Genomic DNA, 24,199 nt, shown 5'->3' on the forward strand with positions numbered 1-24,199 from the left:
CACGCTGGAGCGGCTGACAAGCGCTGTCGCAGCAGAGGGGCTGAAATGACCAAAGTCACCGCAGAACCAGTGGTTCATATCGACGACGATCGGTTCAAGGTCACTGAATGGCGTTTCGCGCCGGGTGCAGAGACCGGGTGGCACATCCATGGCCACGACTACGTAATCGTGCCGCTGACAGACGGTGCCCTTGGCCTGGAGGGACCGGATGGCAAGAGAAAGCAGGCGAAGCTCACGCAAGGAGTACCCTATTCGCGCCGTACAGGCGTTGCGCACAACGTCATCAACGACGCCGACACGCCGCTCGCCTTCCTCGAAGTCGAAGTGGTTGAAGGTGGCGACCTCTCCGCACGGCGGCTGGCCGTACTCGATCGTTTCATGACTGCATGGAACGAGCGCGATGTCGACGCGCTGATGGCCTGCATGGCCGAAAACTGCGCTTTCAACAGCTCGGCTGGGCCCGATGCGGAGGGCAGGCGACATACTGGTCGCGAGGCGGTGCGCGCATCCTACACAGCCTTGTTCGAAGCGTTTCCGCAGGCCACTTGGACAAACGATCGCCATACGGTCATGGGCGAGACCGGTCTGTCATCCTGGCGCTTCGTAGGCACCAACACCAGCGGCCAGACAGTGGAAGTCGACGGTTGCGATATCTTTTCCTTCGACGGCGCGTTGATCTCGCTGAAGGACTCCTATCGAAAAGCGCGAGGATAGACCCTTCCACCCGAACCAAGACCAGGGCGGCGACAAGGCCGCCCTTTTTTGTCAGGTCTGGCGGTCTTCCCCCGGGCTGCGGTAGCTATCCAAAGCTTATACTTCAAACAACAAAGAACCCGGCTGCCGAGCGACAACCGGATCCTGCGCAACATCGGTTTCGGACGAGCCGGCACCGTGTTTTGAAAGCTACTTCAGGATCGCTTCCATCGGAACCGGCTCGGAAAGCGTCCATTCGCCCACCACACCCGGCTTACCCTTGTCGACGTTGACGACGAGGTACCGTGCGTTCGCCTGGTGATGCAACTCCGAGGTGAAGGTGCGCGGTCCAAAAAGGGTAGGCTCATCTTTCATCTTTTCGAGTTCGGCAACGACCGCTTCGGCTTCAGTCGTCCCGGCACGCTCGACGGCCTTCGACCAAACGTCCACCGCCACGTAGCCTGGATAAACATACTGGCTGGACGGATCAGCACCGGTCTTGGCCTTGTAGGCTTCGTTGAACTTCTTCACATCCGGGTTTGGGTCGTCGCCGTAAATCGACGCCTGAACCGGAATATAGAAGTTCGACAGGTCCGGTACGGCAGAAAGCCAGTAGCTGCCATCCATGCCCGACCCGTTCAGGATCATCGAGTTGATTCCGGCGGCGCGAAGCTGCTTCACCGCAGAAACGCCGCCCGGCATCATCGTGCAGAGCATGATCGCGTCGGGCTCTTCCGGCAGCGCCTTGATGCGGGTGATCTGGGCCGCGATCGAGGCGTCTTCGTTCTTGAACGTGTCTTCTCCAACGAGCTTCGCGCCCTGTTCCTCGAGCTTCGGCATCATCCAGTCGAAGCCGTCGCAGATGCCTTTGTTGTAGACCGTCCAAGTGTCGAGGAGCTTGTAGAAGGTCTTGGCATCCTTCTCCTTGAAGGCCCATTCCGCCATGGCTGCGCCCTGCACGGGTGCCAGCACCGAGCCCGAGAAGCTCAGCGGTCCGACGCCTTGGATACCGGCCTTGACCGACTCGGCGCAGGAGAAGAACGAAACGATGCCGGCATCCTGCGCGGCGAGTGCCGCTGGTGCGCCGAAGTCGTAGTCGCACGACACGATGACGAGGTCGGCGCCCTGGTCGAGAACTGACAGGCCAGCCTTGGCGCCCTCGGCGCGGTCTGACTTGGTGTCGGCGGTAACAACCTGGATCTGCTTGCCAAGCAAGCCCCCGGCTGCGTTGATCTCCTCGATGCGGATCATTGCCGCTTCGTCGGCCGGCTTGTCATAGGCCTGCATCGCGCCGGACTGCGCGGTGGCGAAGCCGACCGTGATGGTCTCATCATCAGCCAGCGCCGGAAGCGCCATTCCGACCGAGGCCAGTGCGGTTGCAAGTAGTCTTACCTTGTAGGACATGCACGTCTCCTTTTGTTTGACCGGGGGCGTCATGCCGCCGGTCATCGGTTGCGTTTTCTTTGGAACAAAGTGACCTCGCGGTTGCCCAACAGCCCGGATGGACGCAGTGCGAGGATGACGATCATAATGACGCCTAAGGCGATTTCCTGGACGCCTTTGGGCAGGGCTATCGTAGTTTCGGCGATCGAGATTCCAGCTTCCATCCAGCGCAGGATCTGGATCAGCGCTGAAAGCAGTACGACCCCGATCACGGCACCTGACAAGCTGCCCATGCCGCCGACCACGAGCATGGAAAGCGTGATAAACGTCAGGCCCAGATAGAAGGTGTCAGGCGTCACCACGCCGACCGAATGGGCGGTGAGCGCGCCGCCCAGCCCCATTACGGCTCCGGACACAACGAAGGCGACGAGCCGCTCCCTCGGGATATCGACACCCGAAGCGGCGGCCGCCGTCGGCTCGTCGCGGGCAGCGCGCAACGCCAGCCCGGATCGCGAGATCGCATGTGCCCAGGCAAGGAAGATCGCGATAATGGCACCGATCAGGTAGGGCCAGATGGTGCGGATGATCGGTATGCCGACCACTGAAGAGGTGCCGCCTGTCACGCTATCCCAGTTGGCATAGATCGTGTTGATCATGGCGAGTACCGCGAACGTGGCGATGGATGCCGCGATGCCAGACAACCGCATCAGGACCTTTCCAAGGATCAGTGCGGCGACGCCGGCGAAAATCGCGGCAATCACGGCGGATTGCCAGTAAGGCAGGCGCAGGTCGAGGATGAACTGTGGCAGTCCGGGCAGGGCGCTCGCCTTCATGATCGGATTGATGGTGAGCCAGGCCGCAGCATAGCCGCCGAGGCAGGTGAAGGCGATGTGGCCGAAGCTGAGAACGCCCGAATTGCCGATGAAGATGTAGAGACCGACCACCAGCGTGACGCGCACGAAAACATCGATGACAGTTTGATTGAAGGGGCGTGAGCCGGTCAGATAGGTCAGCACCGCGATGGCCACGAGGAGCAGCGACAGCAGGATCGGCGTCATGATCGTTTTGCGGGCAAGCGCGAACCGGGCCGGCTTGTGTTCGGCGACGGCAGATGGCGGAACGGCTTGGGCGGACATGGTAGGGGAGGCAGCGGTCATGATCGATCAGACCCTTTCCTTGGTGCCACGGGCTGAAATCAGGCCCTGTGGACTGAACAAAAGGACGAGGATGACGGCGCCGTAGACAAACGCGTCGCGGAAGGGGCGCGCGTCGATCGGCAAGAATACTTGCATGACCACCGAAGCGGCACCCAGAAGGAAGCCGGCAAGCACCGCACCGGGCAAACTGCCAAGACCGCCGATGACGGTAGCGATGAATGCCATCAGCATCACCGAAGCGCCCATCTGGATGTCGAGCGTGCCGGTCTGGCTGCCGAAGATGAGCGCAATGGCGCCGGCTAACGCACCAGAAATAGCGAAGGCGCCCATGATGACGTTGTTGGCGCGCACGCCGAGCATCCTTGCCATGGAGAAATTTTCTGCCGCAGCACGCATTTCAAGGCCGAAGCGGGTGCGGCGCAGGAATAAGGTGAGCGCCAGCAGGATGCAGATGGTGGCCACAATGGTGATCAGCTGCAGGAGCGGCAGGCGTGCACCGAAGATTTCTACCGGTTGGCCGAGCGCGGGCAGAAGCGAAATCGACTTAGGCCGGCTCGTGAAGAGCATCAGCAGGAAATAGCGGATGACAAAGCCGAGCGCGAAAGAGGCGATCATCATCGTTGCCGGGCTGGCATGGCGGAAGCGGCGGTACACCACGATTTCGCACAGCACCGACAGAAGGGCGCCGACGATCAGCACGAACGGGATCAGCAGGTACCACGGCAGCTGGCCGGCGAAGACGATCGCCAGCGCGTCAGTTGAGGGCCAGAGCAGTGCGAACACCGAAAAGGCGATCACATCGCCATGGGCGAAGTTCACCAGCCTCATCACGCCGAAGATCAGCGCGATGCCGAGCGCCCCCAGCGCATAAAGCGAGCCGAGCGAGAGTGCGTCAAACAGGATCTGCAGCATCTCAGTGGTCCTCGTAGCCGAAATAAGCGGCCTGGATGGCCTCGCTGTTGCCAAGTGCGCGGGCGTCGCCATCCAATACGATCTGACCGCCGCGCATGAGCAGCATGCGGCCTCCCACCATCACGGCGCGAGTGGAGCTCTGCTCCACGATGAGCAGTGTCAGGCCGCGCTCGGCGCGCAGGGCGATCAGCCGCTCGTAGACTTGGTCAGTGATGTTGGGGGCGAGGCCGAGCGACGGTTCGTCGATGGCGATTAGGCGCGGTTGTGTCATCAGCGCCCGGCCGATCACCAGCATCTGCTGCTGGCCGCCTGAAAGCAGGCCGGCCTGGCCGTTGCGGCGCTCTTTCAGGATTGGGAACGTGTCGTAGACGGAGGCAAGCTCATCGGCGATACGGCCGCGCTTCGCGCCGCCATGCATGCCGGTGCCGACCATCAAGTTTTCCTCGACGGTGAGCGAGCCGAAGACCTCGCGTCCTTCCGGCACCATGGAAAAGCCCATGCGCGCGATGTTTTCCGGTTTCTCGGCCGTGATGTCGCGTCCATCGAGCGTGATCTTGCCGGCTGCGCAGTGGGTGACGCCGGCGATGGCGCGCATCAGCGAGGACTTGCCGGCCCCATTGGGGCCGGTGACGAAGAGGATCTCGTTTTCGGCAACCGAGAAGGAAACGCCGCGAACGGCGGTCAGACGGCCGTATCGAACGGAAACGTCAGTGAGCGACAGAAGCGTCATTGAGCAACCTCCAACGCTTCCACTGGGGGTTCCGTATCGGCGGCGGTGCCCATATAGGCGTGCCGGACCTTTTCGCTGTTGCGGATCGCAGCCGGTGCGCCTTCCTCGATGATGGCGCCGGAATCCAGCACCACGACATGTTCGCAAAGGCCGAGAACCAGTCCGACATTGTGCTCGATCAGCAGCACGCCGCAGCCGAGGTCATGGGCGATACGTCGGATCAGCGCCGAGAGTTCCGCGGCCTCCGGACCGCTCATCCCGGCGGCGGGTTCATCGAGCAGGATGTAGGAGGGACGGCCCATCAGTGCGCGGCCGATGGCAACGCGGCGTTCGTCCGTATAGGGCAGCGTCCCGGCGATCCGGTCGCCAAGCACGCCGATACCCATCCATTCGAGCATGGCTTCCGCTTCGGCAACGGCTGCGCGGCGGCTCATGCCGAGGCCCACGCCTGTGACTTCGAGATTGTCGACCACGGCCAGATCGCGGAACAGCCGCCCGCCCTGGAAGGTTCGCGCGATGCCTTTGCGGCGTACCTGGTGCGGCTTCAATCCGGCAAGTGACGCGCCGTCGAGCTTTACCGCCCCCTCGGTGGGTGACTGGAAGCCGGTCAGCACGTTAACCAGCGTCGTCTTGCCCGCGCCGTTGGGCCCGATCAGCCCGCTGATGCGGCCCGGCTGGATTTGGAGGTCAACCGCCGAAAGGGCCGTGAGGCCCGCGAATGCCACCGAGACGGTCTCCGCGCTCAGATGACTCATGCGCCATTCCTTTCTGTTCCCCGAGGAAAAGGCGCGCAGCGGCACGTCCGGCCAGAAGGCCGTCATGATGCTGATTGTCTTCCCCTTCGGTCCCGGCGGCCTCTTTCGGGCTGCTCAGGTGGCCAATTTGATGTCGTCACCGACATTGTCTTGTCATTGCGCGCGCCGATTTTGGTGATCGGCGCGCGGGAGGCCGGATTGGCCGACCGTTCCCTCCCTCCGGCCTCATGCGAAGCTGGAAACTTCAGCTGCGCACAACTTCGATGGAAAATCTCATCACAGTCGCGCGCCGGTCCTCAGCCGACTAGGTAATCCTCGGCGCGTCTTTGCGCCGCGTTCGAGTCGGCGCGGGCGGCGAGCGCTTGATCGAGCGTTACTTCCACAAAGCGGGCTGGCGTATGCGGCTGGAGCTGCGCGATCTGGTCCATGTCGGCCGAGATCACCACACCCACCATCATGTAGCCGCCGCCCGAGACCGCGTCACGGTGGAGCACGATCGGCTCGGTGCCGCTCGGTACCTGCACGGAGCCATAGGGGTAACAGGCGTCCACGATGTTCGACGGGTCTGATCCTGCGCCGAAGGGCGGCTCGCGGGGCACAAAGTCGAGCGGCGTGCCGCCCTTGAAACGGTAGCCGATGCGGTCGGCCTCGGGCGCAACCTTCCAGGTTTCCTCAAAGAAGCGCTTTCCCGCTGCCTCGGTGACGCGGTGCCAGTAGAGCCCGGGCAGCATGCGCAGTTCCGCGGGTGCCTGCGCTGGTCGGCGATATTCGGCCGGCAGCGATTTGCCGGCTTTGCCCATACCCTCGCCGATCGGCAGCTCGTCGCCGGCCTTGAGGACGCGACCCTGAAAGCCGCCGAGCGCGCCAAGCACATAAGTGGTGCGCGAGCCTAGCACGACCGGAACGTCGATGCCGCCGGAGATCGCGATATAGGCCCGTGCGCCGCCCTTGAGGTAGCCAAAGGAAAGCCGGTCGCCTGCTTTGACCTCAAAGCTTTCCCAGCTCGGCTTTTCCTCGCCATTGACCTTCGGAGGCAGTTCGCCGCCGGTGACGGCAACGGTCGCGGCTTGCGTGAACTCCAGTTCGGGACCCATGAAGGTCGCTTCGAGGAGAGCGGCACCCGGCTCGTTGCCCACCAGCAGGTTGGCAATGCGGGTGGCAAGGCGGTCCATGCCGCCGCCTTCGGGAATCCCGATGTGGTAGTAGCCGGGGCGGCCTAGATCCTGCACCGAGGTGGCGAGGCCCGGCGAGATAACCCTGACGGTCATTTCAGCAACTCCATCAGCTTTGCATTGGTCCCGGCGATGTCCTTGTTGAAGTTGTCGAGGCTGAACTTCGCGTCACGAACCACCGGTTGCCAGGTATTCGCCTCGATCGCTTCCAGCGTCGCGTCGTAGTCGTCGCGGCTGATCGCCTTGAACTTGACGATGTCGCCCGGCTTGAACAGGCACATTTCGTCGGTGAGATAGCGCACCTTGCGCTGCGGATCGTAGATCGGGGCCGGCGTCACGCCATACATCTGGTAACCGCCCGCGCCACGAACGGAGTAGATCGCCGCGAAGCAGCCGCCGTGGCCGACCGTCAGTTTCGGCGTATCGGTGCGTGGACGCAGATATTTAGGCGCCTGGATCTGCCTTGCGCGCTCCACCATCTGGTACAGGAAAGGCAGGCCGGACACGAAGCCGACCATGGAGACGAACCACGGTTGTCCCGCATAAGCGGCAATGAAATCCTCCACCGTGGCATAGCCGTTGATGCGGGCCGAATATTCCAGGTCGGTTGAGGAGGGGTCCTGGTGGCGCTCGCGGAAGCGCAGCAGCGTTTCGTGCGTCCAGGGGTCCTGGAAATATACTGGCAGCTCGATGATGCGGGTGTCGAGCACAGGGTCGGACTTCGCCGCAGCCTGTTCCATGGCCTGGAGCTCCATCAGGAGGTCCTGTGGCTTGATCAGATCCGGGTTGAATCGAACCTGGAAGCTGGCATTGGCCGGGCAGATTTCGGTGACCCCCTTGATGCCGGCCTGCCTCACCGCATTGGTCATGGAAAGGCCGGTGAAGAAGGAGGCAAGCGACATGTCTTCGGAGACTTCCCCGAAGATGTGTTCGTCACCGCCGAAGTTGAAACGGATCGACATCGGTTCCCCTGTCAGTTCGCAAGTGCTGCGGCGTTTTCGGTGAGCCAGCTTTCCAGCCAGCGGGTGTGAACCTCGCCCGCCCGCACCGAGGGATCGGCGGCCAGGGCAACAAACAGCGGCTTCGTGGTCTTCAGTCCACCGATCTGCAATTCGCCGAGGGCGCGGATCAGCCGGTCGATTGCGGCTTCGCGCGTGTCGCCATGCACAATGAGCTTGGCGAGCAGGGAGTCGTAGAACGGCGGCACCTGATAGCCGCTAAAGAGCATGGAATCGAAACGTACGCCGGGTCCGCCCGGGATGCGCAGGTCGTCGACCTTGCCTGGAAATGGCGCGAAGTCCTTGGCGGGATCTTCCGCGCACAGCCGCACTTCGATGGCGTGCCCCTTCACGGCGATGTCGGACTGCTTCAGCCGCAGCTTCTCGCCGCCGGCGATCCGCAGCATCTCCGCAACGAGGTCGATCCCGGTGATAGCTTCCGTCACCGGATGCTCGACCTGGATACGGGTGTTCATCTCGATGAAGTAGAAGCGATCGGCTTCGTCGTCATAGAGATACTCCACCGTGCCCGCGCCCGAATAATGCACTGCCTTGGCAAGTGCGATGGCGGACGCGCACAGTTCCTCGCGCAATGCGTCCGAAAGCGCACACGATGGTGCTTCTTCCCAGACCTTCTGTCGGCGGCGTTGCAGCGAGCATTCACGCTCGTAGCAGTGAATGGCGTCCGTGCCGTCAGCCAGCACCTGCACTTCGATGTGGCGCGCCTTGCCGATCACCTTTTCCATGTAAAGGCCACCGTCGCCGAAGGCTGCAAGCGCTTCGGCTTCCGCCTGCGGGAACGCTTGTTCGAACTCGGCCTGGCTGTTGGCTATGCGGATGCCGCGCCCGCCGCCCCCGGCGGCAGCCTTGATCATTACCGGGAAGCCGGTTTCCTCCAGAATGGCACGGGCGGACTCGATGCCGTTGACGCGGCCCTCCGACCCCGGCACCACCGGCACGCCGGCCCTTGCCGCAGCAACACGCGCCGAGACCTTGTCGCCCATCAGCCGGATGGCGTCACCGGACGGGCCGACGAAAACGAGGCCGGCATTCTTCACCGCATCGGAGAAGTCGGCATTCTCGGCCAGGAACCCATAACCCGGATGAACGGAGTCGCAGCGCGTATCCGCGGCTGCCTTCAGCAGCGCCTCGGTGCTGAGATAGGACTTCTTGGCCGCGGGAGGTCCGATGTTGACGGACTCGTCGGCAAGCTGGACATGGAGCGCGTCAGCGTCGGCAGCGGAATAAACCGCCACGGTCGCGATGCCGAGATCCTTCGCCGCGCGAATGATGCGCACTGCGATTTCGCCCCGGTTGGCAACCAGAAGCTTCTTCAGCATCTCAGTCGAGGTCCGCGAGCGGCGCGCCGGCCATCACCGGCTCCTCGTTGTCGGCGAGGAAGCGGATGTTTGAGCCCGCCACTTCCGCGCGGACCTCGTGGAACGACTTCATGACCTCGATAAGGCCGATCACGTCGCCGGCCGCCACCGTGTCGCCATCCGCCTTGTAGGGCGGCTTGTCCGGGGACGAGCTGCGGTAGAAGGTGCCAGGAAGCGGGGAAAGTATTTGGGCCATGACGAGCTCCGGATCAATCAAGTCAAAAAAGGATAAACGCCGCCGCGCCGGGGGCAAGGCGGTTCAGTGCCAGGGGGCGATGGCGTCGCGAACGGCCTTGGTGATCTCGAGCGCGTTGGGCGTATCGGAATGAACGCAGATCGTTTCGCAGCGAACGGGGAAGAAGCTGCCGTCCTCGCAGGTGCCCTGGCCCTCCGAAATGGCGCGGACGCAGCGCTCGGCCATCAGGGCCGGCTCCTTGGCATCGTGTTCGCGCGTCACGATCAGGGTTCCGCCCGGCGCATAATCCAGATCGGCGTAGAACTCGGCGATGAACTGCTTGCCGCGTGCCTGGTAGATCTTCTCGTGCATCGTGCCGGTCATGCCAAACAAGGGAACGTCGAACACGTCGGCTGCATCGCAAATGCCTTGCGCAACCTCTTCCTGACGGCCGGCCATGCCGTATAGGCTGCCGTGCGGCTTGATGTGGTTGAGGGTCATTCCTTCCGCCTTTAGGAATCCGACCAGCGCGCCCACCTGGTAGATCACGAGATTGGCGACTTCCTCGCGGCTCAGCTTCATCTCGCGGCGGCCGAAACCCGCCAGGTCGGGCAGAGACGGATGCGCGCCGACCTTGACGCCGTTTTCCTTGGCGCGGCGAACCGTGAGCCGCATGTGGTCGGGATCGGAAGCGTGAAAACCGCAGGCGACGTTGGCCACATCGATCAGCGGCATGATGCCGGCATCGTCGCCGATCCGGTACAAGCCGAAGCCTTCACCCATGTCACAGTTGAGCGTCACACCCATCGCTTTAACCCCTCGAATGCCGTCTTTTGCGGCGTTGCAGTAGTCTTGGCGTGAGAATGGGCACTTGTGAAATAGTAGTTTTTTGATTGTTATATCGAAAAATCAGATCGCCTATTTGCGAGGCAGAGTTGGCTATCACGCTGAAGCAACTTGATTATTTCATAGCCACCGCTGATAGCGGTCAGGTCAGCAACGCCGCGGTGGAGCTGAACATCTCGCAGTCTGCTGTTACCGCCGCGATCAAGGCGCTGGAGGTCGAACTCGGCGCCCGGCTGTTTGATCGCACCCATTCCGGTGTGCGCCTTACGATGGAAGGCGCACGTTTTCTCGACCATGCCCGAGTCATCACCGGCGCCGTCGCTGCTGCCGTTCACAGTCCGCTTCGTCAGGGCAAAGGGCTCGCGGGGCGCCTGAAGCTTGGCATGACCTATACGGTGGTCGGCTACTTCATGTCGAAGTATTACGCGCGTTTTCGCAAGACTTATCCTCAGATCGAGGTGGAGGCGACGGAACTGCCGCGCGACGCCCTGGAGCAGGGGGTCGTCGACGGTGAGATCGACATGGCTGTGATGCTGGTGTCGAACCTAGAGCGGGTTACTGAGATTGACCATGAACTGCTTGTGCGCTCACGCCGCCGCCTGTGGATGCCGGCCGACCATCATCTTCTATCGAAGCCGGCCATCACCTTAGCCGATGTCGCGGCAGAAGATTACATCTTTCTAACGGTCGACGAGGCAAAGACCACCGCGTCGCGGTATTGGGAATCGGCGGGCCTTTCGCCTCGAACGGTTCTCGTGACGTCCTCGGTGGAAGCCGTGCGCTCGCTCGTTGCGGCTGGCATGGGCGTGACGGTTCTGTCGGACATGGTCTACCGGCCGTGGTCGCTGGAAGGTCAGCGCATTGAAGTTCGTGCGCTGGACGACAAAGTTCCCAGCATGGATGTCGGCCTTGCTTGGGCGCGGGGCCGTGAAATCATGCCTCAGGCCGCTGCTTTTCGCGCCTTCATGTCGGTCACAATGGGCGGCGGCGGCTGATATTAGCACGTCCCCATTTGGCAAAACTGAAGGGCGAAACGCGAGCGGCATCCGGGTGCAGCGCCCCGCGTGGCCGGCAGGCAATGACTCGGAGCAAACGGGCCGATCAACCGAGCAGTGCCTGGTCTAGCTACACGCGCTCAAAACGGCCATGGACGAAGAATGCTGCGGCGTAGCGGGGCTGCAAGTAGCGCAGACATCCCTAGTGGCAAACGAACTGTTCATCGTTCTCACCGACCATCAGTCTTGTTGATTCGCGTGGGAGGTCGATCTTGAGTGCCAGTGTTTCCGCTTTTCCGCTGTGCCGGCAGCGGGAGGCCCTTGTTTGCGTGACCGAGATCCTGAAGAAGAACGGCGAACAAGCCAATCAAGCTTGGCGGGACATGGCGAAGGATCTCCTGCAACAGCTCGTCGGGCGCGGCATTGCGGTTCATCTGGCCGAGGCTGAAGTGCGGAGCCTCCTCTACGCGGCACTCGCTGAATTGAAGAAAGCGGACGCTCGTCGCGCCTGAGAGCGGTTGAAGCCGCTAAGATCGAAGCCAGAGAAGAAGTCAGCCTCGGCGGCGAGGTATGCCACGAGGCGATCGGCTCCTACCGACATCTTAAGCGGATGAGGTCGCCTTTATCCAGATTACTGCCTACGTCTAGCGACCTTGGGCCCGAGAGTTGGCTTAAAAGGTGATCGATGCACAGCAGCAGGAAATCTCGGAATGCTGACCTGGCTCGACAAGCGCGCAGGCGCTGAGTCTGAGGAAGAGCTCAGCAGACGGAGACCCCCGTTCAAGGTGTGAGCATAGGTGCAGGACGGCCAGCGTGATCTCGCGGCAGCAACGTGACGTCAATCGGTCGCCCGACCGCGATCTAAAGATATCGCCAGTCGCGTCCTTAGAGGCTTCTGGCAGAGCGCGTCGCGCCTGTCGAATAGAAAAGCCTGGCCGCTCAAGGTTCAGTTCATCCCGCAGCTGACCTCAAACGCGTGAAGAAAGGTCTGAGTGAGAGCGGATGCCCGGCGGTGAAGACCAAGGAACGGCCGGGCGCTGGATCTGGCAAAGAATTCTTTCCTCCGGTAGGCAAATATCGCCTCTGCCTTGCTGCACAAACTTGAGATCTGCCGAGATGACAACGCGGCTATTAAGTCGCTTGTGACGCCGGGGTGCAAGTAGCTGCAGCCCCACCCCGGCCGAGCCACTCCAGCAGGAGGGCGGCGAAACGGTCAGGATCCCTTTCGGGGAGCATGTGGTCTCCACCGCGGACGGTTACCAGAACTGCGTCGGGAATAGACTTGGCCACAGACCTTGAGGCTATCTGAAAGAGGGGTCTGGATTGTTCTCCAAAGGCCACGGTGGTGGGCACCCTGATCGTGGCGAGATCCTTCATTCTGATGGTGGTCGGAGGGGCGCCTCCAAGCAGAAGCGGCATGGCGCCTGCACCCGCGAGATAGCGCGCTTGGCGATCCGGAGCCAAGCTCTCGAAGGCGCCGAAACCGCCTGAACTGAGAAACAGCGCTCGCATGGCTTCTTCAGGTCCCTCTTCGTGCAATGCCCTGAAGATCGGCCCAAATGCCTGTCCGGCATCGGCATTGAAAGCTTCAAGGTCTTCGCCCTCCAGATAGGTGGAAAACCCCGGCTCATAGAGGAAGCAGCTGGTAAACAGGTGCGGCTGCTTAAGGAGGGCTTCAAGAACAGGATGGCAGGCGTAGGACCACGCGGCGATCGCGACGGGCTTTGCTCGTTGCCTGGCAAGATCGACAAGCTCGTCTGCGTGGAAGGCAGTGCCAAATCGCCCGACTGCCTCAGGTGACGGATCCGGGCCGAAACCTGCCAGCGTCGGCGCGACAACGGTCACGTGAGGCATACGAGAGAGGACTGGCTGCCATAGTGCGCCATCGCCGGGCGCACCGTGAACAAGAATGAGGTCTTCCATTTCCTACTCGCGGAGGCGTGTCTTTCCTTGAAGGCGGCAATCTGAGGCAGGCGTTATGCCAATAGTCTCCTGGGTCTCCTTTGTATTGTTCAGTATCTAATACGGCACGACCGGCTTGAGTTCATCGCCCCGCCGTTGCCTTCCTTGCCGCTTCGATCGTTGTTACCGGAAGACCAGCCTGCTTGAAATCTAAAGTGCCGGATGCGATCCGCTCCGCCGTCACTTCGAGTGTGAGGACTGCCGGCCGCAGCGCAGAAGCTAACGCTGCTTGAGGCAAGCTTCCTGGATCGATCCTGCCACTCAGGTGCTGAAGCTCGATGGCAAGGGCAGGCAGCGCCAGTGGGCCGCAGGAGGGCTGGGGCGGTTAAGACGCGCTGCAAGGCTCCTTGAAGCAGGATGAGACGAGCTTGATCTCGTGCCAGGCGTACGGCTGCGGCGATCACCAGGCGGATCCATCCCCAAGCAAAATCGGCGCTAATTAGACCTAAGTCCAAACCTCGAATTTTAATGGCTTCAGTAAGGTTTGCTCAGCTTACTGGAAGCATCAGTTCGTGCAGGCTGTTAGTAGAGACTTGGCATGTTCAGGAAGTTCCAGAAGGATAGAAGAGGCAACATAGCAGTCACGTTCACGCTTGCGATGCTGCCCGTGATGGGCGGTGTGGCAGGCGCCGTTGATTACTCGAGCGCGTTCAATCGAAAGGCGCAGTTGCAGAACGCCTTAGACGCAGCGGCTCTGGCAATCGGGATGCAATCGCTCTCGGGGACGAGCCAGGCAGAGCTGAGCCTGTTAGGCCAACGGGTATTTAGCGCGAACGTGCCAGAAGAAATGGCCGCGAGCTTCCGCTATCTCCACAGCGGCACCAGCACTGCCATCGAGACTTCCGAATGGGGAAACGCGCTGTTGCCAGACGCAGGTGGCGCGTCTGAAGATCGCATTCTCGTGAAAGCGACGGCCGCACAAAAGCGCCTACTTGATTGGGGCGAAGACTGGCCCGTCTCTGCAAGCTCGGTGGTCCGCGTCACACGGGGTGAAGAAGCTTGTGTTTTGGCGCTCAGTCGTACTGCCACCGAAGCCATAAAGTTGCAGGGGTCGACCCAGGTGCGGCTCGATGGCTGTGTGGTCGCTGCCAACTCTAACTCCGACACAGCCGTTTCACGCAGCGGTTCTGCAATTCTCTCGGCCGGCTGTGTTTATGCCTCAGGTGGCACACTCGGACTAAATGTTAGCAACGCGCAACTCGAGTGCGGTTTGCCAAAAGAGCGACAGCCAATTTCGCGCGATCCCCTGGCGATCATGCAGCCTCCAGAGTACGGGACATGCAAGTCGATGCCCGGTGGCAAACAGAAGACGCTGCAGCCCGGTACCTACTGCGACCGCACCATATCCGGGGATGTGACGCTTGATCCGGGAACCTACATCCTAAAAGGAGGTCAAATCCGCCTCGGTGGCAACGGTCGACTCTCCGGAACTGGCGTGACGATCTTTCTTATGGAGGGTGCTTCCATCACTGTCGGCGCGAACGAAGTCATCAACCTTAGCGCTCCCACATCTGGACCATACGCGGGTGTGACGATCTTCCAATCACGCGACAATGCGCAAGACGTTAAGCTGAATGGCGGCGCGGGATCGCAGTTCGTGGGCTTCCTCTACGCGCCTTCCGCTCATGTGCAATACGCTGGAAACGACTCCATGACTGGTTCCGGCGGTTGTCTTCGCATCGTCGCGAACACCGTCGAGATGACGGGGAACTCGGACGTAGCGAGCGGCTGTGAAGACCCATTGGCTGGCAAGAAGATCCACGCCGGACGTACCGTGAGCCTCATGCGCTGACGGCTCGGCCGCAAAGCGTTACCGGTGCACGATCAGCCGGCCTGATCCCGTAGATGGTGAGTATCGCTGCAGTGCGCGCAAGCAGCCTGGAGCGGTCCGGCTTTGTGAGCCGCTCCACTTTATGGCCGGTTCGGATGAGCGCCGCTGGCCTTCCAGTTGGCGACAGTGATTTGGCGTGGTTAGCTAAAGAGCCTCGCGAGGAGACTACTGCAGCTGCGGAGCGTCAGAGTCTGCGTCGTCTAAGATCGTCACGCCCGCGATGAAAAGCGCGGCTCCAGCGCTCCAATCAACTGACGTGAATAGAAACCTGACGCCCAACAGCATCAACATGAGGAGCATCACTGCCACAAAGATGTTCCTGCGGTTTTTGCCGTTCCGAAAATCGATCTTCCGCATCAATCCTTCCAAGGGCGCCTGCACCCCTCAACAGTCTCAGATCGCACTGAAAGCGGAAGGGGCGCATGCTCGTTCCGGATCAAGGACTTCAGTCCATGGTGAACCAGGACTTAGGTCTTGTGCGAACGAGTTCATGCTTGCCAGGCAACCTCTTACCTGTTGCGCTTCGGGCCACCTGACCGTGGTGGTGTAGTGCCGTCTATCGCCACGGTTCTGCCTTGTGATCAGAAAGGGAGGAACTCGCCTTAGCCTTGGTCGTTCGTCGTCTCGAAAGGAGCCTCGCCATGCGGATTTACATCGACGATGAAAGCAGCAGGCAACTTGATGAGAAAGCTGGCCGCCGCGACAAAAGCCCGGAAGACACGTTGAAGGAAGCCGTGGACCGCCTAGACGATGGGGAAGCGGAAGACCTGCCGGAGGAGGATGCGGGCGCCGCAGACGTCCCTAAGACGGGCTGATCACCAGGAGGTCGCCACGCTCCAGATCACGAGGCCGACAAACAGAAGCGCGATGCAGGTGATGAGAAGCGCGGCAGCTGCCGAACGGCTCATGCAAGCCTCCTCTCTGATGAGAGGATAGCCGCGGGAACGGGCGCCCACAACAAACAGCCCGCCGGGTGAGGGCGGGTCGCGGTGGTCGATCTCGCTTCGTTCGGCGCCTATCGCCATATCAACTGCAGTGATCCATCGTGAGACGTACCATGAGGCATGCCCCGCTCATGTTGCGATCGACACCCAGGTATCCACTGCGGCGAGGGGGACGTACAGGCCTGTTAGCGAAGCGTAGACGCGACGGGATCGCGCTAAGTACGCAGCTACAGGCACAAGTATCATGAGGAGGTCCAGCCAAGCCCAACCTGAGTTGAGGTCTGCGCCGAACATTGACACGTTGATGATCGCTCCAAGCGTCAGAAATGCCGACAACGCAAGCAGCGCAAACCGGCCATCCTGCTCGAAATAGGCCCTTAGCCCGCCTCCCTCGTCTTCCGCGCGGCTGGGCAGCAGCAAAGCTGCGGCAAGGAACAGCATAAGCGTGAGCAAAACCAACAGCAGGAATTCTTGAAACCCGAAAGAGGGTTTGAGGCTCGGTAGCTGATTGATCGCCCACCAGAATTCCATCTGCATCGCAAACAAGACACCGCTCCAGGCGAGCGGAACCCAATCAACGCGGCAGGACGTTCGGATACGAAACACAGTTACCAGCGCCAGCAGGAGGCGTGTGACCGACAAGCCCAGGATCATCGACAAAACTGTCGCGATGATTGTGAAGTCAGTCAATCGATGCCGCTCTCTCTCATCCCACCTTCCGTCCTGCCATTGCCTGGTTCCTCATCGCCCAGGTTCTCCTCGACCAGCCGTGCGAGCGCGGGATGATTTTGGCTGCGTCAAGCAGCGCATCCGTGACCCTTCCGGCAGCGTATGCCCCGGGCGCACGTGCCATCGCGCGCAGAAGGTCGACGGTGTCGCCTGACCGGTTACGCACTGGAGCACCCACGTAGCCGAACTGCTCTCGCAGATCCTCGATGGCTTTGGCCGCCCGTTCCATCAGTTGCGCCCGCTCTGGTTTTGTCAGCCGCTCCACCTCATTGGCAGCTCGCGCAAGTTCGGAGATCAAGACGGAGGTGGAGGTGGAGGTGGAGGTGGAGGTGGAGGTGGAGGTCATATCCGGGAGGCCATCGCGCTAAGTCAAGGATGATGCAGATGGCGACCTGCCGCAAGCCAGGCTGAGGAACCTGGTTGAGCGCTTGGTCGGACTCTCGTATCAGGCGATATGCTCACAATGTTCCGCAGCTTTCTTCAAGCCGGGTTCGAGTGCGGACGGTTGGAATGGCAGGGAAACTTCTGCCTTCTCAGCGGTAGCCGGCACCTACCGGAAGTGGATATGGCTAACCACTACCGCATCGTGAAGGCCCACGGCATAAAGACGGTCCGCGACGGCCTGCCTTGGTGGCTTCCGATCGAGGCAAGGCTACAGGCCGCAAAGAGCGCCGACCTGGAGGTCATATGGGACCTCAATCATTATTGGCGTCACCCCGATCCGATTGGCTATGTCGAACGCGTGGTAGACGCGGTCAGGATCGCCGCCCCCGACCAGACATTCTGGTGCTGCTTCAATGAACTCAGCTTTCATGCCCGCATGGTGCCGGGGGAGGGCTTCGACTATGTGGTCGAGCAAGCGCGGACCATCGTCTCGATCCTTCGCAAGGGGCTTCCGGACGTTCGCCTGATCACGGCCGAGCCCGCCCATCGTCCGCAGGAGATCGGCGCCCACGCGCTGGCTGATCTGGCCGATGTTATTGGCGTGAACGTTTATCCCCATGAACTGAAGCGCGACATCAGCCGCTCGCTGCGCGATGCAGCCAACCGTTACGGAAAACCGGTGATGATTTCCGAAACCGGGCTACACAAGGGTCATCACCGACGGTGGAAAGGCATCAACGACAAGGGGGAGTGGCTTGCGCACGTGCTGGATGCGGTAGCACGATCGAGGACGCATGTGGTGGGTGTTTGCCTTTACCCCATCGTCAACGCACCAGCCTGGAATGCTCCCCATCGGGGTCGATGGGATCATGGCTTGATCCGGGAGGATCTCAGCGTCGACCCCACCCTGTCCGCCGCCATAAAGCGCACGACTGGGGTGGATCGGTTCATTGCTGCCTGAAAGCAGGCAGTTAGTCCGCCGAGCACCAACTGATAGTCGAAGGTCGCCTGTTCTGGTGGGCGAAGGGCAGGTGGTTGATCGCGCTGATCATTGCCAGAGTGGCTCCGGAACTTTACCATCGGCTTGGAGCGAGCAACTTCCGAAGGGAGTGATCGCTTGCTGGCGGTGCCTCAAGTACAACAACACTTGTCTGCTGTTTTGTACGTAGGAAAGGTACTTGCCGCGAAAAGTCACCAAAAAAAGGCAGCAGAGCGGGTGAACTGGCGGAGGGAATGGGCCTGATGTCCAACCTTCTCTGGGCGCGCGAGTACGCACGGATCAGCGCCACTCGATGAGCGAGATGGATCGTCGCAGCACAGCGCGTCACCACGATCCTCAGCTTCTCCCCGTCGGCCCAATGCCTCCGCCGCCCCCCGCAGGTGATGGCCTCGACTAATTCGTTGGCGTCCGACATCACGCTATGCCTATCCCCATCCTCCTGCTTATGCCGCTGCCAATTCAATCGAGGCGTTCTTGGATCTGTTCCATTTGCTCGATTTCAGATCGTTGCGCCTCGATGATCTCTTCGCACAGAGCGACCAACTCTGGATCGCTCAGCGCCGCCTCTCGGCACATGAGGATGGCGCCCGAGTGATGTGGGATCATCGAGTCGATGAATTGGCGGTCGTGGATCAGCGTTTGTGAGCGCGTGGCGGCGAAAGACGCAATCGTCAGGGCGATAAACAGGCCGTGGAGAGCGATATTGAGTGCCTTCCTTGGAAACATGCCGGGCATCGTGGCCAGCATGAAGATTCCCATCGGCGCCCACATGGTCACCGCCATATAGAACATGTTGAGGTTGTTCCGGAAATCGTGCAGCCCATCGATCATCGAGAACATCACGACATACATGACCAAGAGGCCGAGAGCCATGTTGATCCAGAACATCAAGTACGGACGGCCGGAGCTTCCGCTGTGCTGAGTATTATCAGAGGACTGCGCCATGTCTGCCATTTAACCTTTTCTGCCGACGCTTGGACCGATCACGCCGTGACGTCTTCCCTTGCAGCAGGCCCGAGCTGCGCCAGGCGAACTAGTATCGGGCACCAGTAGTCACATTACCGGTTGTGCTGGAACAAGTCTTCTCCATCGTCGTTGCCTCGCTATGGAACGACCAGCCGCCAGCGCGAAAGCTGCGTCAGTCTGGCAGAAGCTTTCGAACATCGTTACGCTTCTGGCGGTCGCCATGTTCTTGACCCATGCGGTAGCTGCCCAAGGCCTTCTGCCACACATACATGTCCATACCGATGCTCCTGCCGGAGCACCGCCTGTCGCGGACGACGCTGCTGCCGAGTCGGAGCAAAGCCACGCACATCCATCGATGGTCAGCGAAAAGCATGGCACAGGGGATGCGACTCCTGCCTGCTGCGGAGAAGCCTGTCTGTCGGCACTGCTGCCAAGCGAGTCTCCGTGCCCGGATTGGCCATGGGGCGCAGGGGCTAAATCTCATGTTCTTGTCTCGCTCCTGAACGGGCTTGGTCCCGACGGGCTACGTCGTCCTCCACGACCGTGATCTGGTCTGATCTGATCGTCTTCCCTCGAGATCACGCCTGACCTGAGACAAGGCATCAGCGTGTCTCCGAACCAGATACGGCTGGGGAAGCGATCGGTCGATCCGAGGCAGACGCCATGCGTCTCCGACAGCAGTGAGCGTCGGCGCGGCGCTTGCCGCTTCTCAACCCCAAAATTCCGAATTGGAGAATCCAAATGCACCAGATGTCCCCTGAAATGCAGAGCTGCATCGACGAATGCCTGCGCTGTCACAGCGTTTGCCTCAGCACAGCCATGAACCACTGCCTGGAGGCAGGCGGCCAGCACGTCGAGCCAGGTCACTTCCGTCTCATGATTGCCTGCGCCGAGATCTGTCGGACCGCGGCAAACTTCATGCTGATGGGCACCGACCTTCACAAACGCACCTGCACAGTCTGCGCAGAAGTCTGCGAGGAGTGCGCCCGGAGCTGTGAACAGATCGGCGATATGCAGGAATGCGTCGATGCCTGTCGCCGGTGCGCCGAGAGCTGCCGGAAGATGGCCGCCTGATTCCAACAGAGCCAATTACATCAAAGGAGAACTCTCATGCGTAAATTCGAAGTAGCCGCAATCTTGGCTGTCCTGCTCGCTGCTCCCGCCGCCCTCGCGCAAGAAGGAGGGATGCACGGGCAGCACGGCCAGACAGGCCAGCATGGCCAGATGGCAGACCTGTCGATCCTGCCACAGGGCTGCCGGGATGCTATCCAGCAGTCCGCGGCGCCAGACATGATGCAGGGTATGGACATGTCCGGCATGATGGGAAGCATGGAAGGCATGGACGAGGCCCAACAGGCCTCCATGCAGGCCATGATGGAGATGAACGGCCCGATGATGGCCACCCACACCATCAAAGACCCCGATCTCGCCTTCCACTGCGGGATGATCGCGCATCATACGGGCGCCATCGCCATGGCCGAGGTCGAACTCCAATACGGTGATGACGAGCAGTCGAAAGCGCTCGCACAGGAGATCATCGACTCTCAGCGCCAAGAGATCGAGGAGATGACCGCCTGGGTCGAGGAGAACGCGGGTCAGCAGTAAGCATGTCGGCCGCCGGAGCTCGAGGCTTCGGCGGCTCCGACAGAAGACTGCCTGGCATTGCGGAAGGCGCTGCCGAGATCGACACTACACATTCGAAGGTACGTCCAGAAACGCTGCGCAGGCAGAACCGGAAGAGCGAAATGTCCTTCGTCACCGTCACGGCAACGGCTTCCGCCTTGCGATTTACTCTTGACCTTCCAGCGATGGGAAGGCGCACGCTGAATAATGACGATTCTCGGGCACTTCCCGGACGAGGTACATGATGGCCAACATGAGCAAAGACCAACACCAGCTCTCCGCGGGTGCCTCAAAAGACAATGACTCACCGCGCGGCGGCGAGCATCACCGGTCGGGACATCATCACGAACACGGCCCCGACCACTCGGGCCACCATCACGGACCGGAGCACCCACACGGCACGGCTGCGGCTCCGGCCGACACAGCGCATCGGGTGAAGGATCCGGTCTGCGGCATGATGGTCGATCCTCACACAACGCAGCACAAGGCAGAGCACGCCGGTCGACCCTATTACTTCTGCTCGGCGGGATGCCGCTCGAAGTTCCTGACCGAGCCTGAACGCTACCTCGACCCGGCCGCCGCCGCGGCCAAGGCGGAGCCCGTTCCCGAGGGGACGGTCTACACCTGCCCCATGCACCCGGAGATCCGGCAGATCGGCCCGGGTTCGTGCCCCATCTGCGGAATGGGGCTGGAACCGGTGCTCGTCAGTCTCGAGGCTGAGCCCAACCTTGAACTGATCGACATGCGGCGGCGCTTCTGGATAGGGCTGGCGCTGACCATTCCGGTAATTGTCCTGGAGATGGGCGGTCATTTTCTTGGGCTCAGCCACTATATCGGCCAGCGCACCTCCAATTGGCTGCAACTGATCTTCGCGACGCCCGTCGTCCTTTGGGCGGGATGGCCGTTCTTCGAGCGTGGCTGGCAATCTCTGGTCACGCGCAATCTCAACATGTTCACCCTGATCGCCATGGGCACAGGGGCAGCATGGGTCTACAGCCTGGTGGCGACGCTCGCGCCCGGCATTTTTCCGGATGCTTTCCGCCAACCGGATGGCTCGGTCGCGGTCTACTTCGAGGCTGCGGCGGTCATCACGGTGCTGGTACTGCTCGGGCAGGTGCTGGAGCTGCGCGCCCGCGAGAGCACCAGTGGCGCGATCCGGGCGCTACTCGATCTCGCGCCCAAGAACGCGCGGCTAATTCGTGATGATGGCGCCGAGGAAGAGGTTCAACTCGACGGCGTTCATGTCGGCGACCGCCTACGGGTCCGGCCCGGCGAAAAGGTGCCGGTGGACGGCGAAGTCTTGGAAGGCCGCAGCGCCATCGACGAGTCGATGGTGACCGGCGAGTCCATGCCGGTGACCAAGGAGGTGGGTTCGAGGGCGATCGGCGGCACCATGAACCAGTCCGGCGCGCTGGTGATTGAAGCGCGCAAGGTCGGCCGGGACACCATGCTCTCGCAGATCGTCCAGCTCGTCGCCGAGGCGCAGCGCAGCCGCGCACCCATCCAGCGCCTCGCCGACCAGGTATCGGGGTGGTTCGTGCCGGCAGTGATCCTCGTCGCGGTCCTTGCCTTCATCGCCTGGTCGATCTGGGGCCCGGAGCCGCGCTTCTCCTTCGGTCTTATCGCAGCCGTTTCCGTCCTCATCATCGCCTGTCCCTGCGCTCTCGGCCTTGCGACGCCAATGTCCATCATGGTCGGCGTCGGGCGCGGCGCTCAAAATGGCGTTCTGATCAAGAACGCCGAGGCGCTAGAACATATGGAGAAGGTGAACACGATCATCGTGGACAAGACCGGTACTCTCACCGAGGGCCGACCCGCCGTCACCGCCATCGTTGCGGCGCCCGGCTTCAATGAGGAGGAGGTGCTGCGCCTTGCCGCAAGCGTGGAGCGGGCGAGCGAGCATCCACTAGCCCTCGCCATTGTGCGCGCGGCGGAGGAGCGCAGAATCACAACGGCGCCAGTCGCGGATTTCGACTCGCCCACCGGCAAGGGCGCGCTAGGAGTGGTCGAAGGCAAGCGCATCCCGCTTGGCAATGCAAAGTTCCTTGCCGAACAGGGGGTCGATGTCGCGCCGCTGGCCGAGGAGGCGGACAGGCTGCGCGAGGACGGCGCGACCGCGATCTTCATGGGTGTGGACGGACAGGTTGCTGCGATCTTTGCAATCGCCGATCCGGTCAAGGCATCGACGCCGGAGGCGCTGGCGGCGCTGAAAGCACAGGGCATCCGCGTGGTCATGCTCACCGGCGACAACTGGACGACGGCAAAGGCCGTGGCGCGTCAACTCGGCATCGACGAGGTGGAGGCGGAGGTCCTGCCCGATCAGAAAAGCGAGGTCGTCCAGCGGCACAAGGCGGCTGGCGAGGTCGTGGCGATGGCCGGCGACGGGGTCAATGATGCGCCGGCGCTGGCAGCCGCGGATGTCGGCATTGCCATGGGCACCGGGACCGATGTGGCGATGGAGAGCGCGGGCGTCACCCTGCTGAAGGGCGATCTTGTCGGCATCGTGCGGGCGCGGCGGCTGTCGCAGGCAGTGATGCGCAACATCCGCCAGAACCTGTTCTTCGCCTTCATCTACAATGCGCTTGGCGTCCCGGTGGCGGCGGGGATCCTCTACCCGTTCTTCGGCATTCTCCTCTCGCCGATCATCGCCGCGGCGGCCATGGCTCTGTCGTCGGTGAGCGTCATCGCAAACGCGTCCCGGCTGCGTGCCACGAAATTGTAGGAGCCAAGGTGAGCGAAGAATCTGTCCAGCACTACGGCTCCGATACGGCTCACGAGGCCGTGTTCGTCTCCAGCAAAGTGTCCTTCCTTGCGCCGCCTCAAGTTCGGCGGCGGCAGCTTGTGCTAGTATCTGCCAGTCATCGCCAACAGGAAGCTCGCCATGAACGAGATGATGTCCGGCGGCATGATGTGGGGTATGGGCTTCTGGGGCCTCCTGCTTCTGGTGCTTGCGCTCCTCACCGTCGCAGCATTGATCAAGTACGTATTTTTCCGCTGAGATCGTCGGCGGCGTTCGTTAGGACTAGAGATGCGAAATGACCATGCGATCAGCCGGCGCGCCTTCTTGGCAGGCCTTGGCTCGATACCTGTTCTGCTTTCAGTACCGGGGACAGGATATGCCGCAAGCTCGCCACTCGTGACCGTTACCAAGGACCCGAACTGCGGCTGCTGCACCGGGTGGGCCGAGCATATCGAGGCCGCGGGATTTCCGGTGCGGATCGTTGAATCCCAGAACATGGACGCCATCAAACAGCGGCTCGGCGTGCCCCCGGCGCTCTACTCGTGCCACACGGCCGAAGTCGACGGCTATGTCGTCGAAGGCCACGTTCCAGCCGCGGCAATCCAGCGTCTCCTGACCGAGCGCCCGGCGGCCACGGGCCTCGCAGTTCCCGGAATGCCGGCGGGCTCGCCGGGCATGGACTTCCCGGGCATGACTGCCGAGCCGTACGAGGTGTTCCTGTTCACTCCCGCCGACCACAAAATCTTCGGGCAGTTCCGCGGCGCGCAGGAGGTCTGAGAAGAACGCTGCTCATGACCCATCGGACTGCCACCAGTACCATCCAGA

The 24,199-nt window shown here is 61.6% G+C and carries 24 protein-coding genes; 10 read left to right on the forward strand and 14 right to left on the reverse strand.

Annotated elements, in window-relative coordinates:
* The first annotated feature begins 45 nt into the window (after positions 1 to 45).
* Positions 46 to 714 carry a nuclear transport factor 2 family protein gene (locus tag J5Y06_RS23325; RefSeq protein ID WP_209336153.1) on the forward strand — a complete coding sequence of 223 codons (669 nt, stop codon included), beginning with the start codon at positions 46 to 48 and terminating at the stop codon, positions 712 to 714.
* A 189-nt stretch (positions 715 to 903) separates the two neighbouring features.
* Here J5Y06_RS23325 and J5Y06_RS15760 read toward each other — a convergent pair whose 3' ends face one another.
* The 10 genes from J5Y06_RS15760 to J5Y06_RS15805 form a co-directional block, all read right to left on the reverse strand.
* Entirely contained in the window at positions 904 to 2,097 is a 1,194-nt protein-coding gene (locus J5Y06_RS15760) for an ABC transporter substrate-binding protein (RefSeq protein ID WP_209336154.1), read from the reverse strand.
* Between the two features lie 41 nt (positions 2,098 to 2,138).
* Positions 2,139 to 3,233: a branched-chain amino acid ABC transporter permease gene (locus J5Y06_RS15765; protein WP_209336155.1), complete on the reverse strand. Its 1,095-nt coding sequence runs from the start codon at positions 3,231 to 3,233 to the stop codon at positions 2,139 to 2,141.
* A 6-nt stretch (positions 3,234 to 3,239) separates the two neighbouring features.
* Positions 3,240 to 4,145: a branched-chain amino acid ABC transporter permease gene (locus tag J5Y06_RS15770; protein ID WP_209336156.1), complete on the reverse strand. Its 906-nt coding sequence runs from the start codon at positions 4,143 to 4,145 to the stop codon at positions 3,240 to 3,242.
* Position 4,146: 1 nt separating this feature from the next.
* On the reverse strand, positions 4,147 to 4,875 hold the full coding sequence (locus J5Y06_RS15775; RefSeq protein ID WP_209336157.1) for an ABC transporter ATP-binding protein: 729 nt from the start codon (positions 4,873 to 4,875) through the stop codon (positions 4,147 to 4,149).
* Positions 4,872 to 5,696 carry an ABC transporter ATP-binding protein gene (locus J5Y06_RS15780; protein ID WP_245247948.1) on the reverse strand — a complete coding sequence of 275 codons (825 nt, stop codon included), beginning with the start codon at positions 5,694 to 5,696 and terminating at the stop codon, positions 4,872 to 4,874. Before J5Y06_RS15780 ends, J5Y06_RS15775 begins: the two co-directional genes overlap by 4 nt.
* Positions 5,697 to 5,926: 230 nt before the next feature.
* Positions 5,927 to 6,898, reverse strand: coding sequence for a 5-oxoprolinase subunit C family protein (locus tag J5Y06_RS15785; RefSeq protein ID WP_209336158.1), 972 nt, complete (start codon positions 6,896 to 6,898; stop codon positions 5,927 to 5,929).
* A complete protein-coding gene (locus J5Y06_RS15790) occupies positions 6,895 to 7,764 on the reverse strand; it encodes a 5-oxoprolinase subunit B family protein (RefSeq protein ID WP_209336159.1) in 870 nt (289 codons plus the stop codon). Before J5Y06_RS15790 ends, J5Y06_RS15785 begins: the two co-directional genes overlap by 4 nt.
* Positions 7,765 to 7,775: 11 nt before the next feature.
* The gene (locus J5Y06_RS15795) at positions 7,776 to 9,140 is read right to left on the reverse strand and encodes an acetyl-CoA carboxylase biotin carboxylase subunit (RefSeq protein WP_209336160.1); all 1,365 of its coding nucleotides are present in this window, start codon (positions 9,138 to 9,140) and stop codon (positions 7,776 to 7,778) included.
* A 1-nt stretch (position 9,141) separates the two neighbouring features.
* On the reverse strand, positions 9,142 to 9,375 hold the full coding sequence (locus tag J5Y06_RS15800) for an acetyl-CoA carboxylase (RefSeq protein ID WP_209336161.1): 234 nt from the start codon (positions 9,373 to 9,375) through the stop codon (positions 9,142 to 9,144).
* A 63-nt stretch (positions 9,376 to 9,438) separates the two neighbouring features.
* Positions 9,439 to 10,161, reverse strand: coding sequence for a LamB/YcsF family protein (locus J5Y06_RS15805; protein ID WP_209336162.1), 723 nt, complete (start codon positions 10,159 to 10,161; stop codon positions 9,439 to 9,441).
* Between the two features lie 128 nt (positions 10,162 to 10,289).
* Between J5Y06_RS15805 and J5Y06_RS15810 the strand changes: the two genes are divergently transcribed.
* The gene (locus J5Y06_RS15810; RefSeq protein WP_209336163.1) at positions 10,290 to 11,195 is read left to right on the forward strand and encodes a LysR family transcriptional regulator; all 906 of its coding nucleotides are present in this window, start codon (positions 10,290 to 10,292) and stop codon (positions 11,193 to 11,195) included.
* A gap of 272 nt (positions 11,196 to 11,467) precedes the next feature.
* The gene (locus tag J5Y06_RS15815) at positions 11,468 to 11,707 is read left to right on the forward strand and encodes a DUF6074 family protein (RefSeq protein WP_245247949.1); all 240 of its coding nucleotides are present in this window, start codon (positions 11,468 to 11,470) and stop codon (positions 11,705 to 11,707) included.
* Between the two features lie 619 nt (positions 11,708 to 12,326).
* Here the strand turns inward: J5Y06_RS15815 and J5Y06_RS15820 are convergent.
* Positions 12,327 to 13,118 carry an alpha/beta fold hydrolase gene (locus J5Y06_RS15820; RefSeq protein WP_209336164.1) on the reverse strand — a complete coding sequence of 264 codons (792 nt, stop codon included), beginning with the start codon at positions 13,116 to 13,118 and terminating at the stop codon, positions 12,327 to 12,329.
* A 577-nt stretch (positions 13,119 to 13,695) separates the two neighbouring features.
* Between J5Y06_RS15820 and J5Y06_RS15825 the strand changes: the two genes are divergently transcribed.
* A complete protein-coding gene (locus J5Y06_RS15825) occupies positions 13,696 to 14,949 on the forward strand; it encodes a TadE/TadG family type IV pilus assembly protein (RefSeq protein ID WP_209336165.1) in 1,254 nt (417 codons plus the stop codon).
* Between the two features lie 680 nt (positions 14,950 to 15,629).
* Positions 15,630 to 15,803, forward strand: a complete 174-nt coding sequence (locus tag J5Y06_RS15830) for a hypothetical protein (RefSeq protein WP_209336166.1) — start codon at positions 15,630 to 15,632, stop codon at positions 15,801 to 15,803.
* Between the two features lie 258 nt (positions 15,804 to 16,061).
* Here the strand turns inward: J5Y06_RS15830 and J5Y06_RS15835 are convergent, their stop codons facing one another.
* A complete protein-coding gene (locus J5Y06_RS15835; protein WP_209336167.1) occupies positions 16,062 to 16,478 on the reverse strand; it encodes a hypothetical protein in 417 nt (138 codons plus the stop codon).
* 160 nt (positions 16,479 to 16,638) lie between these two features.
* The gene (locus tag J5Y06_RS15840) at positions 16,639 to 17,007 is read right to left on the reverse strand and encodes a hypothetical protein (protein WP_209336168.1); all 369 of its coding nucleotides are present in this window, start codon (positions 17,005 to 17,007) and stop codon (positions 16,639 to 16,641) included.
* A 219-nt stretch (positions 17,008 to 17,226) separates the two neighbouring features.
* On the opposite strand from J5Y06_RS15840, the gene J5Y06_RS15845 reads away from it, so the two are divergent.
* Positions 17,227 to 18,006, forward strand: a complete 780-nt coding sequence (locus tag J5Y06_RS15845; protein ID WP_209336169.1) for a glycoside hydrolase family 26 protein — start codon at positions 17,227 to 17,229, stop codon at positions 18,004 to 18,006.
* Between the two features lie 498 nt (positions 18,007 to 18,504).
* Here the strand turns inward: J5Y06_RS15845 and J5Y06_RS15850 are convergent, their stop codons facing one another.
* Positions 18,505 to 18,990, reverse strand: a complete 486-nt coding sequence (locus tag J5Y06_RS15850; RefSeq protein WP_209336331.1) for a DUF305 domain-containing protein — start codon at positions 18,988 to 18,990, stop codon at positions 18,505 to 18,507.
* A 762-nt stretch (positions 18,991 to 19,752) separates the two neighbouring features.
* Between J5Y06_RS15850 and J5Y06_RS15855 the strand changes: the two genes are divergently transcribed.
* The 4 genes from J5Y06_RS15855 (at position 19,753) to J5Y06_RS15870 (ending at position 24,151) form a co-directional block, all read left to right on the forward strand.
* Positions 19,753 to 20,085, forward strand: a complete 333-nt coding sequence (locus J5Y06_RS15855; protein ID WP_209336170.1) for a four-helix bundle copper-binding protein — start codon at positions 19,753 to 19,755, stop codon at positions 20,083 to 20,085.
* A gap of 36 nt (positions 20,086 to 20,121) precedes the next feature.
* Positions 20,122 to 20,616, forward strand: a complete 495-nt coding sequence (copM, locus tag J5Y06_RS15860) for a CopM family metallochaperone (RefSeq protein ID WP_245247951.1) — start codon at positions 20,122 to 20,124, stop codon at positions 20,614 to 20,616.
* A gap of 262 nt (positions 20,617 to 20,878) precedes the next feature.
* A complete protein-coding gene (locus J5Y06_RS15865) occupies positions 20,879 to 23,356 on the forward strand; it encodes a heavy metal translocating P-type ATPase (protein ID WP_385932322.1) in 2,478 nt (825 codons plus the stop codon).
* A gap of 414 nt (positions 23,357 to 23,770) precedes the next feature.
* Positions 23,771 to 24,151 carry a DUF411 domain-containing protein gene (locus tag J5Y06_RS15870; protein WP_342453440.1) on the forward strand — a complete coding sequence of 127 codons (381 nt, stop codon included), beginning with the start codon at positions 23,771 to 23,773 and terminating at the stop codon, positions 24,149 to 24,151.
* The last annotated feature ends 48 nt before the right edge of the window (positions 24,152 to 24,199 follow it).

The sequence above is a fragment of the Tianweitania sediminis genome, assembly GCF_017813335.1.
In the GTDB taxonomy this organism is placed as follows: Bacteria; Pseudomonadota; Alphaproteobacteria; order Rhizobiales; family Rhizobiaceae; genus Tianweitania; species Tianweitania sediminis.

Bases quoted from the DNA above. Each gene is read 5' to 3' on its own strand.
- J5Y06_RS15855 (WP_209336170.1), top strand. From the start codon at position 19,753: ATGCACCAGATGTCCCCTGAAATGCAGAGCTGCATCGACGAATGCCTG.
- J5Y06_RS15780 (WP_245247948.1), bottom strand. From the start codon at position 5,696: ATGACGGCCTTCTGGCCGGACGTGCCGCTGCGCGCCTTTTCCTCGGGG.
- J5Y06_RS15760 (WP_209336154.1), bottom strand. From the start codon at position 2,097: ATGTCCTACAAGGTAAGACTACTTGCAACCGCACTGGCCTCGGTCGGA.
- copM (WP_245247951.1), top strand. From the start codon at position 20,122: ATGCGTAAATTCGAAGTAGCCGCAATCTTGGCTGTCCTGCTCGCTGCT.
- J5Y06_RS15770 (WP_209336156.1), bottom strand. From the start codon at position 4,145: ATGCTGCAGATCCTGTTTGACGCACTCTCGCTCGGCTCGCTTTATGCG.
- J5Y06_RS15795 (WP_209336160.1), bottom strand. From the start codon at position 9,140: ATGCTGAAGAAGCTTCTGGTTGCCAACCGGGGCGAAATCGCAGTGCGC.
- J5Y06_RS15820 (WP_209336164.1), bottom strand. From the start codon at position 13,118: ATGGAAGACCTCATTCTTGTTCACGGTGCGCCCGGCGATGGCGCACTA.
- J5Y06_RS15845 (WP_209336169.1), top strand. From the start codon at position 17,227: ATGGCTAACCACTACCGCATCGTGAAGGCCCACGGCATAAAGACGGTC.
- J5Y06_RS15825 (WP_209336165.1), top strand. From the start codon at position 13,696: ATGTTCAGGAAGTTCCAGAAGGATAGAAGAGGCAACATAGCAGTCACG.
- J5Y06_RS15765 (WP_209336155.1), bottom strand. From the start codon at position 3,233: ATGACCGCTGCCTCCCCTACCATGTCCGCCCAAGCCGTTCCGCCATCT.
- J5Y06_RS15865 (WP_385932322.1), top strand. From the start codon at position 20,879: ATGGCCAACATGAGCAAAGACCAACACCAGCTCTCCGCGGGTGCCTCA.
- J5Y06_RS15830 (WP_209336166.1), top strand. From the start codon at position 15,630: ATGCGGATTTACATCGACGATGAAAGCAGCAGGCAACTTGATGAGAAA.
- J5Y06_RS23325 (WP_209336153.1), top strand. From the start codon at position 46: ATGACCAAAGTCACCGCAGAACCAGTGGTTCATATCGACGACGATCGG.
- J5Y06_RS15790 (WP_209336159.1), bottom strand. From the start codon at position 7,764: ATGTCGATCCGTTTCAACTTCGGCGGTGACGAACACATCTTCGGGGAA.
- J5Y06_RS15805 (WP_209336162.1), bottom strand. From the start codon at position 10,161: ATGGGTGTGACGCTCAACTGTGACATGGGTGAAGGCTTCGGCTTGTAC.
- J5Y06_RS15840 (WP_209336168.1), bottom strand. From the start codon at position 17,007: ATGACCTCCACCTCCACCTCCACCTCCACCTCCACCTCCACCTCCGTC.
- J5Y06_RS15785 (WP_209336158.1), bottom strand. From the start codon at position 6,898: ATGACCGTCAGGGTTATCTCGCCGGGCCTCGCCACCTCGGTGCAGGAT.
- J5Y06_RS15800 (WP_209336161.1), bottom strand. From the start codon at position 9,375: ATGGCCCAAATACTTTCCCCGCTTCCTGGCACCTTCTACCGCAGCTCG.
- J5Y06_RS15850 (WP_209336331.1), bottom strand. From the start codon at position 18,990: ATGGCGCAGTCCTCTGATAATACTCAGCACAGCGGAAGCTCCGGCCGT.
- J5Y06_RS15775 (WP_209336157.1), bottom strand. From the start codon at position 4,875: ATGACGCTTCTGTCGCTCACTGACGTTTCCGTTCGATACGGCCGTCTG.